At 67.4% G+C, this 17,248-nt stretch carries 11 protein-coding genes and 1 pseudogene; 4 read left to right on the top strand and 8 right to left on the bottom strand.

Annotated elements, in window-relative coordinates; all coding sequences use genetic code 11:
* Positions 1-337: 337 nt before the first annotated feature.
* On the top strand, positions 338-871 hold the full coding sequence (locus SACGLDRAFT_RS02725) for a hypothetical protein (RefSeq protein ID WP_040919527.1): 534 nt from the start codon (positions 338-340) through the stop codon (positions 869-871).
* 44 nt (positions 872-915) lie between these two features.
* Entirely contained in the window at positions 916-1,347 is a 432-nt protein-coding gene (locus SACGLDRAFT_RS02720; protein WP_005461567.1) for a hypothetical protein, read from the top strand.
* An 18-nt stretch (positions 1,348-1,365) separates the two neighbouring features.
* Here SACGLDRAFT_RS02720 and SACGLDRAFT_RS21730 read toward each other — a convergent pair whose 3' ends face one another.
* The 3 genes from SACGLDRAFT_RS21730 to SACGLDRAFT_RS21720 all read right to left on the bottom strand — a co-directional run bounded on the left by SACGLDRAFT_RS21730 (position 1,366) and on the right by SACGLDRAFT_RS21720 (position 3,078).
* Complete coding sequence (locus tag SACGLDRAFT_RS21730; protein ID WP_232284056.1) at positions 1,366-1,914, bottom strand: DUF3558 family protein; 549 nt, start codon at positions 1,912-1,914, stop codon at positions 1,366-1,368.
* 20 nt (positions 1,915-1,934) lie between these two features.
* Positions 1,935-2,246, bottom strand: coding sequence for a hypothetical protein (locus tag SACGLDRAFT_RS21725; protein ID WP_198283523.1), 312 nt, complete (start codon positions 2,244-2,246; stop codon positions 1,935-1,937).
* A gap of 23 nt (positions 2,247-2,269) precedes the next feature.
* Positions 2,270-3,078 (bottom strand): IS5 family transposase gene (locus SACGLDRAFT_RS21720; RefSeq protein ID WP_005461565.1). Its coding sequence is split into 2 segments (ribosomal slippage): positions 2,270-2,736 and positions 2,736-3,078, totalling 810 coding nucleotides; the frame shifts between segments, so codons are not numbered across the junction.
* 277 nt (positions 3,079-3,355) lie between these two features.
* Between SACGLDRAFT_RS21720 and SACGLDRAFT_RS21715 the strand changes: the two genes are divergently transcribed.
* Complete coding sequence (locus tag SACGLDRAFT_RS21715; protein ID WP_232284055.1) at positions 3,356-3,583, top strand: hypothetical protein; 228 nt, start codon at positions 3,356-3,358, stop codon at positions 3,581-3,583.
* An 18-nt stretch (positions 3,584-3,601) separates the two neighbouring features.
* Here the strand turns inward: SACGLDRAFT_RS21715 and SACGLDRAFT_RS21710 are convergent, their stop codons facing one another.
* The 3 genes from SACGLDRAFT_RS21710 to pglW all read right to left on the bottom strand — a co-directional run bounded on the left by SACGLDRAFT_RS21710 (position 3,602) and on the right by pglW (position 9,099).
* Positions 3,602-4,162, bottom strand: coding sequence for a DUF3558 domain-containing protein (locus tag SACGLDRAFT_RS21710; protein ID WP_085978115.1), 561 nt, complete (start codon positions 4,160-4,162; stop codon positions 3,602-3,604).
* 5 nt (positions 4,163-4,167) lie between these two features.
* Positions 4,168-4,638: a hypothetical protein gene (locus tag SACGLDRAFT_RS02705; RefSeq protein WP_005461563.1), complete on the bottom strand. Its 471-nt coding sequence runs from the start codon at positions 4,636-4,638 to the stop codon at positions 4,168-4,170.
* A gap of 111 nt (positions 4,639-4,749) precedes the next feature.
* The gene (pglW, locus tag SACGLDRAFT_RS02700; RefSeq protein ID WP_005461562.1) at positions 4,750-9,099 is read right to left on the bottom strand and encodes a BREX system serine/threonine kinase PglW; all 4,350 of its coding nucleotides are present in this window, start codon (positions 9,097-9,099) and stop codon (positions 4,750-4,752) included.
* Positions 9,100-9,346: 247 nt separating this feature from the next.
* Here pglW and SACGLDRAFT_RS02695 point away from each other — a divergent pair.
* Positions 9,347-13,591: pseudogene (locus SACGLDRAFT_RS02695) on the top strand (AAA domain-containing protein); the annotation flags it as partial.
* A gap of 2,453 nt (positions 13,592-16,044) precedes the next feature.
* Here the strand turns inward: SACGLDRAFT_RS02695 and SACGLDRAFT_RS02685 are convergent.
* Complete coding sequence (locus SACGLDRAFT_RS02685; protein WP_005461559.1) at positions 16,045-16,842, bottom strand: exodeoxyribonuclease III; 798 nt, start codon at positions 16,840-16,842, stop codon at positions 16,045-16,047.
* 88 nt (positions 16,843-16,930) lie between these two features.
* Complete coding sequence (locus tag SACGLDRAFT_RS02680; protein WP_005461558.1) at positions 16,931-17,248, bottom strand: SH3 domain-containing protein; 318 nt, start codon at positions 17,246-17,248, stop codon at positions 16,931-16,933.

Genomic DNA, 17,248 nt, shown 5'->3' with positions numbered 1-17,248 from the left:
GAAGAAAGATCGCGGTCACGGAGCGTGCTGTTACTGATGCCTGGTGAGACGCCCGGCACTGGATTCAGCAGGCGACTCGTGTCGAGACGTATCGCGACGTAGCTGCGTGGGCGGCCATCTCCGGCCCCAATACCGTCGCCGGTGAGTGCCGTGGAACACGGGAAGCAACAAAGAATTACGGGCCCAACTGTCGCATCCGTCGCATCGGTCGCGAGCGTATCCAACGCGCTGCGTGGGGCGGTTCTCTCCGGCTACCGTCAGGCCACTTGGTCGCTCGGTAAGGCCGAATGGAGCAACGCGGAAGCGGCTGCGGCCCACGTTCTGAGGGGAGTCGGTGGTGATCGAACGTGATCGGGAACTGCTGGTGCGGTTGGGCCGGTTCAACCGCTATCTGGGCGCGGTGGTGGTGGAGTTGCTGCAGCGCCAGGACGGTGGGGAGCTGCCCGCGGAGGGGTTGTGCGCGCTGGCCGACCGGCTTTCCGCGCTCGCGGCGGAGCTGCACGCGCGGGCGGCCGAAATCGACGGTGTCGTGGTGGCGACGCGCTGCCGCGAACCGGCGGCGTTGCCCGTGCGCCAGTGGGAGGCCCTGGAAGAGGTGCTCGCGGAGATGTGCGAGCGCACGAGCGGCGCGCTGGAGGATCTGCACGACCGGGGGCGAGGCATCCTCGAAACGTGCCACCCCGCAGGCCACCCCGACCTCGCCCTCCCCGAAGGCGACTCGCTGCGACGGCGCATCCAGCAGACCATCGGCGCGCTCGCCCACCTCGCCGACGCCGCCCCCGACGACGCGCGCGCCGTGCGGGCCACCGGCGAGACCGTGGCCGACCTGGCCCGCCACATGCTGGCGCACTCCCCAAACCCCGTGCCATGACCGGAACCGCGCGCTATCCCTGGCCTCTGCGAGAAGGACCGACGATGACCACCGCAACCTACGTCCCGCCGACCCGAGAGCAGGTCGAGACCATCAGGCGGGTCCTGATCCACGAACGCGACATCGAACGAGCGGCCATCCTCCTAGCGGCGGCCACCTGCCCCGACGTCAAGGTCCCCCGCCTCCACGCGGCCGAGACCTCGACGATCCGCGCCCAACGACCCCCAGCCCACCACGACCTGTCGGCCGCACTACTGCGCATCACCAGAGCCATCGACACCGAAACCGAAGGGCTCTACCACCACCAAGACGCCGGACACCCCGACGCCACCCCAGCCCTACGAGCCATCGCCTTCCGCCTACTCGAACTCGGCTTCACCATCGCCGAACACGCAGGCCTGCACACCCACGACATCGAAACCGCAGTAGCGCGGGTGTACGACCTACCGGGCTACGACGACGAAGCGGCCGGATAGCCGCCACGACCGCTCACCTCACGGAAGCTCAGGCAACCGAGGCTCGACCATGCCAGCGATCACCTCGGCGAGTCCGCATGAATCACCATCTCCGTCTTCCCCCAAGACCGTCACATCAATCCGAGAGGAATCACTTACTTTCACAGCCAACATACAATCACCGCTCACCGGGTCTTCGGTTTTCACCGCTGGCCGCTGATTCACCTCAGTCGGATCAACTCCGCCACCAATGTCCCTCACCGCGTCAATGCCCTGAGAATCCCGCACACCGACAGAGAAACTAAAGCCATTCCCACCGGATTCAAAACCCTCCTGCCACACGCAGTACCGAGAACCACCTCCTTCCTGGTACTCCGTCTCGAACTCGCCAACGTCAGCCAAGTCCTCCGCCGAAACCAACTCACAGGGATCGATCGAGGAGCTGCTCGGCTTCGCAGACGAAGACACCGTAGTTTGCGTCTCTCCCAAGGAGACATTCGATGAGGTCTGCGAATTCGCAAAACCGCTCTCTGTCGTCGCACAACCAGAAATCGTCGGCAACAACAGGATCGCGCCAGCCACAGCCATGCGCATAACAACCTTAGAAGTCATGATCCTTCAACACCCAAACCACGGAGACGGTCTTGCACTGACTCTTCCTGCTCCTGATACTGGTTCGACGCCCTAAGCAGCGCTTCTCGGCTTTTCTCCAAGACTATTCCAAGTGAAATCAGCGCCTCACGAGCAGAACGTTCACCGTTCGCCGCCTCCCACATATGCTCAGCGACCTTCTTACCGTAAGCGTGATCCCCAAGGGGAGGCTTCTGGTCAAAAGCTCGCAATTTATGCCGCATAATTCCGATCTCGTTGATGTAATTCTCCAACACTTTGATGATCGGGTCGGCGGCTTCCTTCGTCACTTTGAAGCCGTTTAGAGCATGTCTCATTTCGCGAGTTTCTTGAAGCAGGTGAGGGCTGCGGCGAGAGTGAGGAAGGCGCAGAAGTGGTTGGCGTAGCGCTCGTAGCGTATGGTCAATCGTCGGTATCCGAACAGCCACGCGATACATCGTTCGATGACCCAGCGGTGCTTGCCGAGTTTCTGGCTGGATTCGATGCCTTTGCGGGCGATGCGCACGGTGATTCCTTGCTTGCGTACCCAGTCTCGGAGTTCGGCCTGGTCGTAGGCTTTGTCGGCGTGGAGCTTGTCCGGCTTGCGCCAGTGGGGCCCCCGCCGGGATTTCACGGCGGGGATGGCCAGAATCAGCGGTTTGAGGGCGTGCGCGTCGTTGGTGTTCGCGGCCGAGATCGCGACCGCCAGCGGCAGTCCCGCCCGGTCGGACAGTGCATGGATCTTCGAGCCGGGTTTCCCGCGGTCCACAGGACTGGGACCGGTCAGAGATCCCCCCTTTTGGCCCTGACGGAGGCTCCGTCCAGGACCGCGCGGGACCAGTCGATCATTCCCTGGCTGCCGAGTTCATCGAGTACCGCGCGATGCAACCTGCGCCATAATCCGGCTTTCGTCCACTCGGTGAAGCGACGATGCGCGGTCGGGACCTTCACTCCGAAGCTGGGTGGCAGGTGTCGCCAAGCGCACCCGCTTGTCAGCACGAACACGATCGCGGTGAACACAGCACGATCATCCACGCGCGACCGTCCGCCTCCCTGCGGACGAACCTGATGCGCAGGGACCAGCGGTTCGACCAGTGCCCACAGCTCATCAGGCACCAACCGCCGCGACAACTCATCAACCACGAACCAAGATCATGCCCGCAACCCAACCAAGATCCAAACGAGACACGCTCTTAACTTCGCCGAGGCGACCATCTGATCCGCCGAGCGGGTCGCCTTCTCCATCGCCTCGGTGCCCATCGACCTGTCCATCGCCGCCACCATCTTGGACAGCGCCTCACCCGGAGCCAGCGCTCCCAGCAACCTCCATGGGATCAGACATGACTTACCCCCAAAAGCCGACGTCGCGGAACCGTTCGGCTGCGGAGTGTATCCACCGGGCCATCACCCCGGAGCGCGATTGAGCCAAGCGCCACCCGCTCCGCCTCCGTCAACAACCGAAGGGCTCTACCACCACCAAGACGCCGGACACCCCAACGCCACCCCAGCCCTACGAGCCATCGCCTTCCGCCTACTCGAACTCGGCTTCACCATCGCCGAACACGCAGGCCTGCACACCCACGACATCGAAACCGCAGTAGCGCAGGTGTACGACCTACCGGGCTACGACGACGAAGCGGCCGGATAGCCGCCACGACCGCTCACCTCACGGAAGCTCAGGCAACCGAGGCTCGACCATGCCCGCAATCACCTCGGCGATCTCACAGCCGCCTTCACCCAACACCGTCACATCGACCCGCGAGGAATCACTTAGTTTCAAAGCGAGGGTGCAGTCTCCAGACATCGGATCTTGCGTCGACACCGTAGGACGCTGATTAACTTCGTCTTGCTTTAGCCCATTGCCGATGTCTTTCACCGTGTCAATGCCCTGTGCATCGCGAACACTGAGACCAAAAGTGAACCCATTCCCACCGCTTTCGAACGTCTCCTGCCAGCGACATGAACGAGCCCCGCCACCTTCCATGTATTCCTTCTCAAACTCGCCAACTTCAGCCAAGTCGTCCGCTGTAAGAAGCTCACATGGATCAATCGACAAGCTTGCCGGACCCGAAGAAGTTGAAGCCGCCTCGCTTGCTTCCCCTGACACACTTACCGAGGACTGTTGAGGTTCCGCGATCCCTCGCTCCCCCTCCGAGCAAGCAGACACCGCCGCGAAAAGGAGGAGCGAAGCTACCAACCCCGTCCGCTTATACGATTTGGACACCATAGTCGTCATCCACCCATGCCTCGGAATGCATCTAGCGCCGATTCTTCTTGATCTTCATACTGGTTCGAAGCCCTGAGTAAAGCCTCTCGGCTTTTCTCAAGAACTACCTTAAGCGACAGGACAGCAGAACGGGCAGAGCGTTCATCGGTTGCCGCCTTCTGCATATGCTGAGCAACTTTCTTTCCATAATCGTGATTTCCCAGCGGCGGCGCTTGCTCGAAGATTCTCATATTGAATCTCATCCGCTCGATTCTCTCGATGAAGTCTTCCAGGACTTTGATGATCGGGTCGGCGGCTTCCGGCGTGACCTTGAAGCCGTTTAACTTTGCCGAGGCGACCAACTGGTCCGCCGAGCGGGTCGCCTTCTCCATCGCCTCGGTGCCCATCGACCTGTCCATCGCCGCCACCATCTTGGACAGCGCCTCACCCGGAGCCAGCGCACCAGCGCTCCCAGCAACCTCCATGGGATCAGACATGACTTACCCCCAAAAGCCGACGTCGCGGAACCGTTCGGCTGCGGAGTGTATCGACCGGCCCACCCTCCCGGAGCGCGATTGAGCCAAGCACCACCCCAGGCGACAGCGGCCTCAACTCGCCCGATCAGCCCCCCGAGGACCGTGCAGGAACTCCCGGTCCAGCACCACCCGCTCCGCCTCCGTCAACGCCTCCACCCGGAGACCGTCGAGCTGCGGCGCCTCCCGCTTCGACTCACCCGGACACAACACCCACAAACCATGCGGCCACGCCCGCGCCGACCGGGCCGCCTGCTGCAAGCCCGTCAGGAACTCGCGCCCACCCAGGTCGGCGTAGCGGCCCACCAGGCCCGCGTGGTGCAGCAACAACACCGTGCGCTCGCCGTCGGACGACGCCTCCAGGCGGTCCCGCAGCCGCTCCCACGCCTGCTGCACGTAACGGCGGAAACCCGGCTTCGGCCGGCCCGTCCGCCCGAACCGCTCATCCAGCTTCCGCACCAGCTCCCAGTCCTGGCCGTGTTCGGCGACCAACTCCCGGAACGCCGCCAGGAACTCGCCGTCCACGTGCACCGCCCGCACCGCATACCGCGCCGCCAGCGACTCGGCCGCCCCCGGCAGGTTCGCGCCCCACAACGTCAACGCCACGAACCCGCCGTACTCCACCGCCCTGGTGAGCTTGTCGTGCAGCACGTCCTGCGGGTCCAGACCACCGGACCAGCGGGGGCCGGGACCGCCACGCGTCAGACTCGACGACGCCGCCAACCGGGAGAACTCCGGCGCCGGAGGCCGGAACCGCTGCGCCTCGATGTCCCACTCCAGCGGGGTGCCCGCCTCGCGCAGCGCCTCCTCCAGCCGCACATACGTGATGTTCTCGTCCACCGCCACGGACGGGAACCGCGCCCGCACCTTCGCCAGCAGATCCCCGAGCGTGATCCCCGCATCCCGCCGCACCCCCACGGCCGCCTGCGACATGCGCAGCGCCCGCACCAGATCCAGCTCCCTCGGATACAGCTCCGAACGCGCCGACGCCGCCGCGTGCCGCGACATCACCGCCGCCAGCTCCACCAGCCGGGTGTCCGCCTGCGACGGCAACCCCTCCGGGGCCGGCACCGCCCGCAACTCCCGCACCACCACACCACGACCCGGCAGCGGGTCCAGCTCCACCAGCTCGTCGGCCCGCGCCCCCAGCGCGACGGCGTAGTCGGCCAGCTCCGGAGCACTCGGCGCGTCCGTGCCCGGCAACGACTCCAGCGCGATCAACACGTGCTCGCCGCGCCGCAACGCCGAAAACCGTGGACCGTCCTCGTCCTCGCTCTGCTGCCGCTCCCACGCCTCGGTGTCCACCGCCGCGCGCACCACCGCCAACGCCTGAGCAAGCGCGTGTTCCCGGGTGTCCCGCTCCGCGACGCCGTACCGGGCCCGAACCGTGGCAGCCAGCTCGTGCGCCGGCATCACCCGGCCCGCCTCGGCGACCAGCTCCACCAGCTCGTCCCGCACCGCCGACAACCGCGGCTCGGCCGCCCACGCCTTCACCGCCGCGCGATAGTGCTGCGACACCGGGCCCTGCGTGATACCCAGCCGCCGAGCCACCTCGGTCTGCGTCGGCCACGGCGGAGGCGGCTGTTCGCCCTCCCCCGCCGGCAACCCGAGCGTCAACCGCACGACATCCGCCTTACGCGAACCCCGCCTGCCCCTCGGAGGCAACAACACGGCGACCAGTTCGTCCACAGTGGATCGGCCGGATGGCGACTCCGGCTCCGGACGGTCGGGTTCGGAGGGCTGCAACAGCGCCCGCGTCCACTGCTTGTGACGGCGGTTCAGCTCGTTGCGCACCACCTTCCCCGCGCCCCGCGCCCGGCTGATCTCGTACGGGCGCACCTGCTCCAGCAGCTCCCGCACCGTCGTCACCCCGAACGACTGCGCCAACGACGCCGCACGCGGACTCAACCCGGACACGTCGAGCTGCGTGTCCAGGGTGGCCCGCTCGGCATGCGCGTCGCGGGTGGCCTCCAGCGTCTCGCCCTCGACACCCACCGTGTCGGGCGTGGTGAGCGGCTGGGCGGTGTCCGCGGCGGTGAACACCTCCCGCCAGGCGTCCTCCATCTGCCGCACCGTGTCGAACCGGCGGTTGACGTCCCGGTGCAGCGCACGCCGGAAGAACGCCGTCAACCCATCGCGCAACGCCGGTTCGAACAACTCCGCCGCCAGCACCGGAGTCTCGTCGGTGGTGGTGCGGGGATCGCTCACCCCGTCGCCCCACACCGGCCGCTGCCCGGACGCCATCTCGTGCAGTGTCACCGCCGCCGCGTAACGCTCGGCGTGATCATCGTAGGCGGGACGGCGGTTCGTGCCGAGGAACGGATCCAGATACCCGCGGGTGCCCGCCGTGACGTCGCGCTCCGAGACGTCGGCCAGCGAGAAGTCGAACAACATCAACTGTGTCGAGCGGTCGGCCCTGCGATAGATGCCGAAGTTGTCCGGCTTCAGATCCCGGTGCCGCACACCCTTACCCGCGAGCTGGTCCAACGCGATGAACAGGTCGCGGCCGTAACGCTCCAGGTTGTGGTAGCTGAGCCTGCCCTCGGCGCGCAGGTGCTCGCCGAGCGTGTAGCCCTGCGGATCCTGCCCACCCGCGTACTCAAGGTCGAGCACGGTGCGGCCACCCACCTCGCGGGGGCCGTCGAGCAATTGCACCACCACGCCGCCGCCCGCCAGCGCCAGGGCCCGGGCCTCGGCGTGCAGGTGCTGCGCCTTGTCGTCGTCGAGCGCCACCTTCAACACCCGGCGCTCGGGCTGCTCGTCGTCGGTGTCCACCCTCCGCACCAGCAACGCCCGCGCCGTGGCACCGGTGCCGAGCACCCGCTCGACCCGCCACCGCTCGTCCACCATCTGGCCCGCCGACACCGTGAGCGGATCCACCACGGGCACCGACGACTCGGGCAGCGACTCCCACTCCGCCGCGTCCAACCGCTTCAGGAAGGCGTCCGCCGACTCCAGTCGCTGCGACAGCTCCGTGCGGGTCGCGTCGAAGACCAGCGCGTCGAGGGCGTCGGAGATGCCGTCCGACACGGCGTAGGGGTGCAGGCCGTGGCTGTCGGCCAGCCACTCGATCAGGCCGCTGCGCTGCGTGGCGGGTGGCTGCCCCGTCAGGATCAGAAACGACACCGCGCCCAGACCGAACACGTCGAGATCCACCGGGTCGGCATGCGGGGCGAACTCCGGCGCCAGATACACCTCCGCCGAGCCCGCCAGGTGCTCACCCGTCAACGAGGTCTTGCCCACCGTCGACAGCGACGTCGTGTCGAAGTCACGGGCGGCGGCCTGCCAGTCGGTGATCCGCAACACCGGGTCGGACCCGTCGTCCTTCGCCGACACCCACACCGAACGCGCCGACAGGGCACGGTGGTAGAGCGAGCGGTGGTGCGCGTACTGCACCGCCTCGGCGAGCTGGCGCACCAGGTCGAGCCGCGTGTCGATACTCAGCCGCTCGCCGTGCACGTCGAGGTAGGAGTCCAGCCGCAGGTCCGACGAGCTGTGGCGGAAGAGGATCGCGGGACCGCTCTGATGCTCCCGGATCTGCACGGCCTGCGCGATGCCGCGGTGGGTGATGCCCTGCAACACCTGGTACTCGCGCCGCGCGGCCCGCTCCACCGACTGCCGCCGCTCTTCGGCGGCCTGCTGCTCGGTGAGGTAGATGCGGACCCGGCCTTCCTCACGCACGAGGCCCGTGCGGAACGCGAGACGGTCCTCCCACGTCGGGCCCGCGTCCAGCACCTCACCGGAGAGCTCCCAGTCGTCGCCGAACCGCAGATGCGCCGTCGACGCCCGGATGCCGATCTTCTCCAGCAGCTTCGGCAGCACGTGGCGGGAGAACTCCGGGCTGATCCGCTGGTGCTCCCGCTGCGGCGGGCGCGACAGCAGGTCACGCCAGATCCAGTCCAGCCCGTCGACCTGCCCGTCACGGCCGTAGACGCGGGTGCGCTGCACCTCGTCGAGCTCCGAGGTCAGCCCCGGTGCGGACAGGAAGATCGCGGGTTCGATGCGCGGAATCCGGCCGGTGTAGTGGTTCTGCTTGGCCGCCCACTCCAGGCGCTGCTTGAGCTCCTTGCACTTCAGGTCGGTGAGATGCAGCGGGTTGCGCAGCGTGCGCGGGCGCCTCGCACCCTCGTCGTAGAAAATCCAGGTGTCTCCGTTGTTCACCACGCGCCCGGTGTGGCCCTTGAGCTCCACCAGGTAGAGCCCACCGGGAACCGCGATCAGCAGGTCACACTCGTTGACCCGGCCGGAGGCCGCGGTGAACGAGAAAGTGGCCCACGCGCGATACGGCTCCGCCTGCGGCATCAACCTACGGATGTGGTCCAGGCCGTCCTGCTCCCACGGATACGGAGACGTCCGCTCCTGGAACCACCGCTGCTTCGGAGGCGGCGGAGCTGGCTTCGGTGTCGGCCTCCGACCGTCGGACATCCCGCCACCCTCCTTTGACCTGGATCACAGCGACGGCTCGTGATCCTACCGTCGTTACCAGGTCGTGGGTGATCCGTAGCCGTCGATCTCTGTCGTCCCTTTCCACCCTTTCGTAACGTTGCCACCGACCCCGGCGACACACCTGTGCTCGGCTGAGACCGTGCCGAGCACGCGCCGCCTTCAAGGAGCAGCCTCGGTGACCTTTCCCGAACACGATCCCGAACTCAAGGACCGCGTCGCCCGCCTGATGGGCTTCCTGCGCAAGCTCGCCATCAAACGCAGCGCCCCGGTGACGCAGATCAGCGACCACCGTGACCTGCTCTGGCTTTCCGACGTCGGAAAGCACCTGCCCGTCGAGCAGGACGCCGGCCTGGGCGAACACGTGTTCGTCGTACCGAGGGTTCAGGTGGCCGCCGAACCGAAGCCGCCGGAAGTGCTCCGGTACTGGCTCGACCGCAGCGGCGACGAGCCGAAACTGCGCGAACAGGGACCGCACCCGGTCACCGGGGACACCGTCAAGCTGATCGACGCCGGTGAGGTCACCGACGCGTTCCAGGAGTGGCTTGCCGAATGGCGGCGGTGGGCGGAAGCCGAAGCCCGACGGCGAGCCCTCCAGCAACTCCACAATCGCCTCGCGGACATGGAACGCCAGGCCTCGCAGCAGCCCGAATCGCTCGAAGTGGTCCTGGCCGCGGGGCTGCTCAGGGTGGCGGGCGAACACGGCGCCACGGTGCGGATCCACCTCGTCAGCCAGCCGGTGCGCATCGAACACCACCGGGAGAGCGGCGCGATCCACTGCGTGGTGAGCGACGAAAGCCCCGTGCGGCTCGAGGACGACGAGCTCATCGGCGACCTCGGCTTCTTCGACCGCAGTGCGGCCCCCTCACTGCGCAAGAAGCTCGCGGCCACCGCGCAGTCGCCGATCGACCCCCAGATTCCCGGCTTCCTCAAGGCCTGGGCCGAGCGGGCGCTCGACACCGAGTGCGACATCAGCGACTCCTGGACGCCGAGAACGACGGGCGCTTTCCGGCTCGACTTCGCCCCCGCGCTCCTCCTTCGCACCCGAGGTTCCTACGCACTGCGCAAGTACTACGAGCAGATCGGCAGCACGCTCGAGGAAAGCCACGAGCCCGTTCCCCTCGGTCTCGCGCAACTGGTCACCCCGATCGAGACCCGGGACAAGCTGTCGTGGCTGGAACGGACCAATGCGACGGCCGCGGCGGCACTGGCCGAGGACCCACTGTTCCCGCTACCCGCCAACGACCAGCAACGGGAAGTCATCCGGCGGCTCGGGGAAGACAGCGGTGTGGTCGTGGAAGGCCCACCCGGGACAGGCAAGACCCACACCATCGCCAACCTGATGAGCGCGCTGCTCGCGCGCGGGCAGCGCATCCTCGTCACCAGCGAGAAGGCCCAGGCGCTGGCCGTGCTGCGTGACAAACTCCCGGAGCCCCTGCAGGATCTCTGCGTGTCGATGACCTCGACCGACCGCAAGACCAACGCCGCGGCGCGCAAGAGCGTGTCCACTCTGTCCGACCGGCACGCCAACTTCAACGCCGAAGCCAGCGAACGCTGGATCAACGAGCTGTCCGCCCGGCGAGGCGCCGCGCAACGGCGGCGCGCCGAACTGCTGGAACGGATCAGAGCGCTCCGCGAATCCGAGACCTACCAGCACCCGGAGATCTCCCCCGGCTACGCGGGAACGCTCAGCGAGATCGTGCGGAAGATCGGCGCGACCGGCGATGTCGGGTGGATCGAGGGCACCGCCACCGGCGAACCCCCGTTGAGCACCGACGAGTTCGGTGAGCTGATCCGGCTGCTCCGCGACGAGGACGACGAACGACAGGGACGTCGCGACCAGGCGATACCGGACCAAGCCCACCTCCCCGACGAGCAACTGGTCGTCGGACTCACCCAGGCAGTGGCCGAGGGCACCGAGGTCGTCGGTGGCGACCACGGAGAGCTGATCGGCGCGCTGGGGAACCTGACCGATGACCAGTTCCGGCGGCTGAGCCACGACTGCGCGCAGGTCCAGGAGCTCATCGTCGGGCTACGCGCGCTGCCCGCCCGGCAGGACTGGCTCGACGACACGGTCAGCGCGCTGCTCGGCCAGCAGCGAGAACACCTGTGGGCCGGCGCGGGCCAGGTGCTGTCACTCGTGGACGAGGCACTGCAGTGCGACCGGAACGCCGGGCATACGCCGATCACGGCGGAAGGCGTTCCCCCCTCGGCGCACGCGGCCTTCCGAAGCTTCGCGGAGTACCTCCAATCCGGCGGCAAGGTGCGCAAGCACCTGAAGAAACCCCAGCAGAAGGCGGTGGACGCCTACCTGCCCACGGTTCGGGTCGGATCGGCCGAGGTCACCAACACCGGTACGGCCATGCAGGTCGCCAACCACCTGCGGACACTGGAGATCGCCGAGATGGTCTCCGCGACCTTCGCGGCACTGGGCTACGTCCTCGACACGACCGCTCCCCGCAGCGTCGTGGTCGACCAGCTCGTGCAACTGCGCAAACTCTACGGAGTGGTGGAGCAGGTGCGTGCCGCGCAGCACACGCTGCGGCAACACCTCACCGCGATCCCCCCGACCGTGCGGCCCCGGTTGGCCTCCCTCGGGGAGCTGTTCGAGTTCACCGAGCGGACCATGGACGCCGCGCGGGCGCACAGCGCGAAGACCGCCAGAGGCAGGCTCGACCACCTCGCGGACCAGGTGAGTGCTCTGTCGCCGGCCCCGAACCGCTCACCCGAACACGACGCACTCACCGCCGCGCTACGATCCCACGACGCGGCCGCCTACCAGGACGCGGTGCGGGCACTGGATCGCGCCCGCAGGCAACGGGCCGCCCAACAACGGTGTGACACGTTGCTCGACCGGCTCCGGCGTGCGTGTCCCGCCCTCGCCGACACTCTCACCCGCTCCGCTCGGAATCCGGAATGGACTGACCGAATCCACGCCTGGCCACAGGCCTGGGCTCGCGCGGTGGCGAGGTCGTGGGTGGAGGAACAGACCGCCGCCGGGGCCGAACAGGAGCTGGAGGCCGAGCTCGAAGCCACCACCGCCGATCTGGAGAAGATCACCGCCGACCTCGCCGCCGAGCAGGCGTGGAACGCCTGCCTGCGGCGGATGACCGCGGAACAGGTCGGGGCGCTCAATTCCTACGCAAGCAACGCCGGCAACGCGGGCAAGAGCGGGAAGTACCACGAGCGGTTCCGCGCCGCCGCTCGCGAGGCGATGAGCGTGGCCCAGGGTGCCGTCCCGGCGTGGGTGATGCCGATCAAGCATGTGCTCGACACCGTCCCACCGCGGCAGAACGCCTTCGACGTCATCATCGTGGACGAGGCCAGCCAGGCCGAACTCACCAGCACCTTCCTGCTCTGGCTGGCACCGCGGATCATCGTCGTAGGCGACGACAAGCAGTGCACGCCGTCCGAGGTGGCCTCCGGGGCGCTGCAGCCGATCTTCGACACGCTCGACAGCGAACTCTACGACGTGCCGAACTACCTGCGTACGGAGTTCAGCCCCCGATCGAGCATGTTCTCGCTGCTGAGAAGCAGGTTCGGCCAGCTCGTCCGGTTGCGGGAGCACTTCCGGTGCATGCCGGAGATCATCCAGTGGTCCTCCAACGAGTTCTACCAGGACCAACCGCTCGTCCCGGTGCGGCAGTTCGGCGCCGACCGGCTGCCGCCGCTGCAGACCCAGTACGTGCGGGGCGGTTTCGTCGAAGGCAAGAACCAGACGCTGTGCAACCCGGTGGAAGCCGACGCCATCGCCGACTCCATCGTCGCGTGCCTGGACGACCCCGCCTACGACGACAAGACGTTCGGGGTGGTGGTCCTACAAGGTCAGCGTCAGGTGGATGTCATCACCAACGCCCTGTTCGACAGAGGCGTCGACCCCGAGGTGTGGGCGGAGCGCAGGCTGCGCATCGGCACCGCATCCGACTTCCAGGGCGACGAACGGCACGTCGTGTGGCTGTCGATGGTGGTCTCGCCGGAGCAGAACTTCGCGCCCCTCGTGCGCGCGAGCTTCCAGCGCAGCTTCAACGTCGCTGCCTCGCGAGCACAGGACCAGTTGATTCTGTTCCACTCGGTGACCAAGGACCGCCTGCGTCCGGGTGACCTCCGGCTGTCGCTGCTCGAGCACATGACGGCCGAACGCAAGGCACTCGACGACGTGCTGACGAACGTGCAGCGTGACGTGCGGCATCCGCAGTTCGACTCGCTGTTCGAGCAGCGCGTGTTCTGCGATCTCGTCGAACGCGGCTACCACGTGACACCGCAGGTCGAGAGCAACGGCAGGCGCATCGACCTCGTCGTCACCGGTGAGGGTGCGAAGCTCGCGGTCGAGTGCGACGGCGACCACTGGCACACCCCTGAGCAGCTCACCCAGGACCTGTACCGCGAGCAGGAGCTCAAACGCTGCGGCTGGAAGTTCTGGCGGGTGCGGGAGTCGTCCTACTACCTGGACAAGGAACGAGCGCTCGCCACCCTGTGGACGACGCTGGACGGGCTGGGTATCCGCCCGATTCTGAACACCGCACCGACCGCCTCCCCGAAGCAGCGAACCGAACCACGGCCCGAACCACCGGTCGACGAGTCCGTCCCCGAACCCGCCGAGGCGCTGCCCGCACTCGCCGAAGCACCGTCCGACGGAAAACAGCTCTGGCCGGAGGTCTTTCCGTGGCTGAGCGAATACCAGGCGGGCGACAATCCCGAGCTCGACGGGGCGTCCACCACCCCGGAATGGTGGTTGTCGAGCTCGCCCGGAGACTCCGCGCAGCTTTCCCCTTCGGCCGCCACCTACGCCATCGCGGCGACCCTGCTCATGGACTGGCCGGACGACACGCCACTGGCGCGGGCCTTCCCGGCGATTCCTCCCGACACGCGGATGGACCACCTGCCGTTCAGCAGCAGGGCACTCCGCCTACTGCGGTACCTGGAGATCGAGACCGCGGTGGACCTCTCCCGACTTTTCCTCCCGGAGGTACTGGAAGCCCGAGGGATCGGTCGCAGAACGGCACTGGACCTGTTCACGACATTGGCCGACGCCTCGCTCGAACCGCCGTCACCTGCCGACACCGGCACGGTCGTCGAACAGCCGTCGGAAGAGGAGCCGGAGACGACCGACCCGCTGGAGGAGATCGGCCGCTGGTTCGGCCGGTTCGACGCTCGAAGCCTCAGCATCCTGCGCAGGCGAACGTTCGCCGACGAACCGGAAACCCTCCAGGCGCTGGCCGCGGAACACGGAGTGTCCCCGCAACGTATCAGCCAGTTGGAGAGCTCCGCACGCAAGCAGCTCGACGCGAAACTCGCCGCCAGCGGGCCGGTGACCGAGTTGCGGGACAGTGTGCGCGCCAGGATTCAGCCGGTGGCGGCCCTGTCCCGGCTGCTGGAGGACTTCCCGGTGCTACGCGAACGCGTCGAGAGCCTCGGAAAACCGTTCTGGTACGTGCTCGACAAACTCGACGACGAGTTCGAGGTCGTCGACGGCTGGGCGCTCGCGCCCAACGTCAAGGCAACCCGGAGCCGGACGGAGCTGCTGCTGGAGGACAGCACCGACCGGCACGGCGTCGTTGCGCTCGACGAACTCGGCGCGCTGCTAGCGGAGTTCGGGATGGGCCTCGACGAGCTCCGGAACTGGCTCGTGTGGTGCGGATACGAGATCATCGACGGTCACGTGCTGACGAGGACCGCCACGCTGGGCGACCGGGCCGCGGCGCTGCTGTCCATCACCGGCGAACCCATGACGGCGAAGTCCATCGCGGAGCGACTGGAGGTCGCGAACCTAGGCGGGCTGGCGAACCGGCTCTCCGACGACCGCCGGTTCAAGCGCGTCGACCGGGGAACGTGGGCGCTGAGTGAGTGGGAGTTCGAGGAGTACACCACGATCCGCGACCAGATCGGCCAGATCATCGACCGCAACGCCGGAAGTGTTCCACTCAACGCGCTCGTCGGGGAACTGACCACTCGTTTCCGGGAGATCTCGGAAACGAGTATCAGGACTTTCGCGGCAGCAGCCCCCTTCCAGACCCGCGGCGGGATCGTCAGCCGCAGCACCAGCGGGCCCGCCCGCAGGAAAGGCCCCGCTCAGACACGGAAGGTGTTCCGCCACGACAGCGGCTGGGCCTACCGGATCGTGATCACCTCGGACCACCTCCGGGGTTCCGGCTTCACCGTCCCGGTCGGGCTGGCGATGGCACTGAGCCTGGCCCCGGAACAGACGGTGGAATTCTCCTCACAGCTGGGACTCCAGTCCGTCCGATGGTCGGGACCTCAGCCGCAGTGTGCGAGTATCCGCCGGTTCCTGGAGAAGGAGGACATCGGAGTAGGTGCGACCGTCTTCCTACTGTTCTCCGACGACCGCCGGTTCCGGTTGGTCGAGGCCGGCTCGGCCGAGGTCGAACCGCTCGGCGAGGCGCTGCGGCTGATCGGGCTGGGCAGCGACCGCGATCGTCCCGCCGACGTCGAGCGTGCGCTGGCGACCGCGGTCTGTTTCCCGCCCGACTCCACCCGGGATCAGCTCGTCACTGCGTACCGGGAACGCGGTGACGACGATGTGGCGGCACTGCTGGAGCAGGCATGGAGTGAACCCACCCTGTGATTGTGGTTACGGGCCCGCGAACGGTCAGGCTCCCGGCAACGGACCTGGTCACTCGCGGGCCCGACGCTCATTCCAGGACAGCAACTCCGCTGCCCTCAGCACATTCCGGAGATTCAAGCGTCACGCCGCATAAAGGAGTTCCCTGCTTTTCCAGCACCGACTACCTGAAGTGCGGAACGCGGACGCTGGTGGCGCTCACGGGACCGACCGGACGGCCGAGGACGCCTTCCGGCTCCTCCTGCAGAGCGAAGTGGTCGACGTCCGGGCCGGTACCGAAACCGACCAACACATCAAGCCGACGCACGACAATGACGACTCGGCACGCACGCACCTCACCGGCGCGATCACACCTCGTACGTCGCCGTCACCGGCGCGTGGTCGGACCACCGAGCCTCGTAGCTGTCCGCGCGCTCCACCACCAGCGACGTGCACCGCTGCGCCAGGCCCGGCGTCGCGACGTGGTAGTCGATCCGCCAGCCGGCGTCGTTGTCGAACGCCTTGCCTCGGTACGACCACCACGTGTACGGGCCGGGACCCTCGGGGTCGAGGTGGCGCTGCACGTCCACGTAGCCCGCCTCGTCGAACACCCGGCTCAACCAGGCCCGTTCCTCGGGAAGGAAGCCCGCGTTCTTGCGGTTGGCCTTCCAGTTCTTCAGGTCGATCTCGGCGTGGGCAATGTTCCAGTCGCCGCACACCAGCACTTCCCGGTCGTCCGAGGCGGCCTTGTCGCGCAGCGCCACCAGATACGGCAGGAACGCGGCCATGAACCGCTCCTTCTCCTCCTGCCTCGGAGTGCCGACCTCACCGCTGGGCAGGTACAGACTCGCGACGACCACGCCCGGCAGCCACATCTCGACGTAACGACCGCTGTCCTCGAACTCAGCCTCCCCAAAGCCGACGCGCACGCTGTCGGGCTCGACCCGGCTGTAGAGGGAGACCCCGTTGCGCCCCTTCGTCGCACACGGCGCGTGGACGGTGTGCCAACCCTCGGGGTCCCGGAGTTCGGCCGGCAACACGCTCGGCTCGGCCCGCACCTCCTGGCACGCGACGACGTCGGCGGAGGTGGCGGCGAACCACTCCGTGAACCCCTTCTTGGCCGCGGCCCTCAGGCCGTTGACGTTGACTGTGGAGACGGTGAGCACGCGGGCAGGCTACCTCCGGACGGCTCGGTGCCGCCCCTCGGACACTCGGCGCATGGCTGAACTCACGGACGCGCGAGGTGCGCCGAGATCAGTCGCAGTCGGCGCCGTCCACCGGCTCCAGGTAGTCGTCGGAGGCCCACTTCTCGTCGCCGATCCTGCGGAAGCCGTCGCGGGTGTCGGTGGTGGCCTCGATCTCGTCGTCCTGACGCAGCCGGTCGACGATCTCGTGGTCGGTGCTCGGGCCCGAGCGCACGTTGAGGACGTCGGCGGTGACGACGACCGTGCAGCTCTCCTGCCCGCCCGGCGCACCGCCACTCTCGGCGTCCGATCTGCGCTGTTCCGAACCGGTCGTGTAGATGATCGCCAGGCCCAGGACGACGCCCACGATGATGAATACGCGTTTCAC

The organism is Saccharomonospora glauca K62 (assembly GCF_000243395.2).
GTDB classification, from domain to species: Bacteria; Actinomycetota; Actinomycetes; order Mycobacteriales; family Pseudonocardiaceae; genus Saccharomonospora; species Saccharomonospora glauca.
Note: the sequence above shows the minus strand (reverse complement) of the source record. Positions and strands in the feature narration are given on the sequence as shown.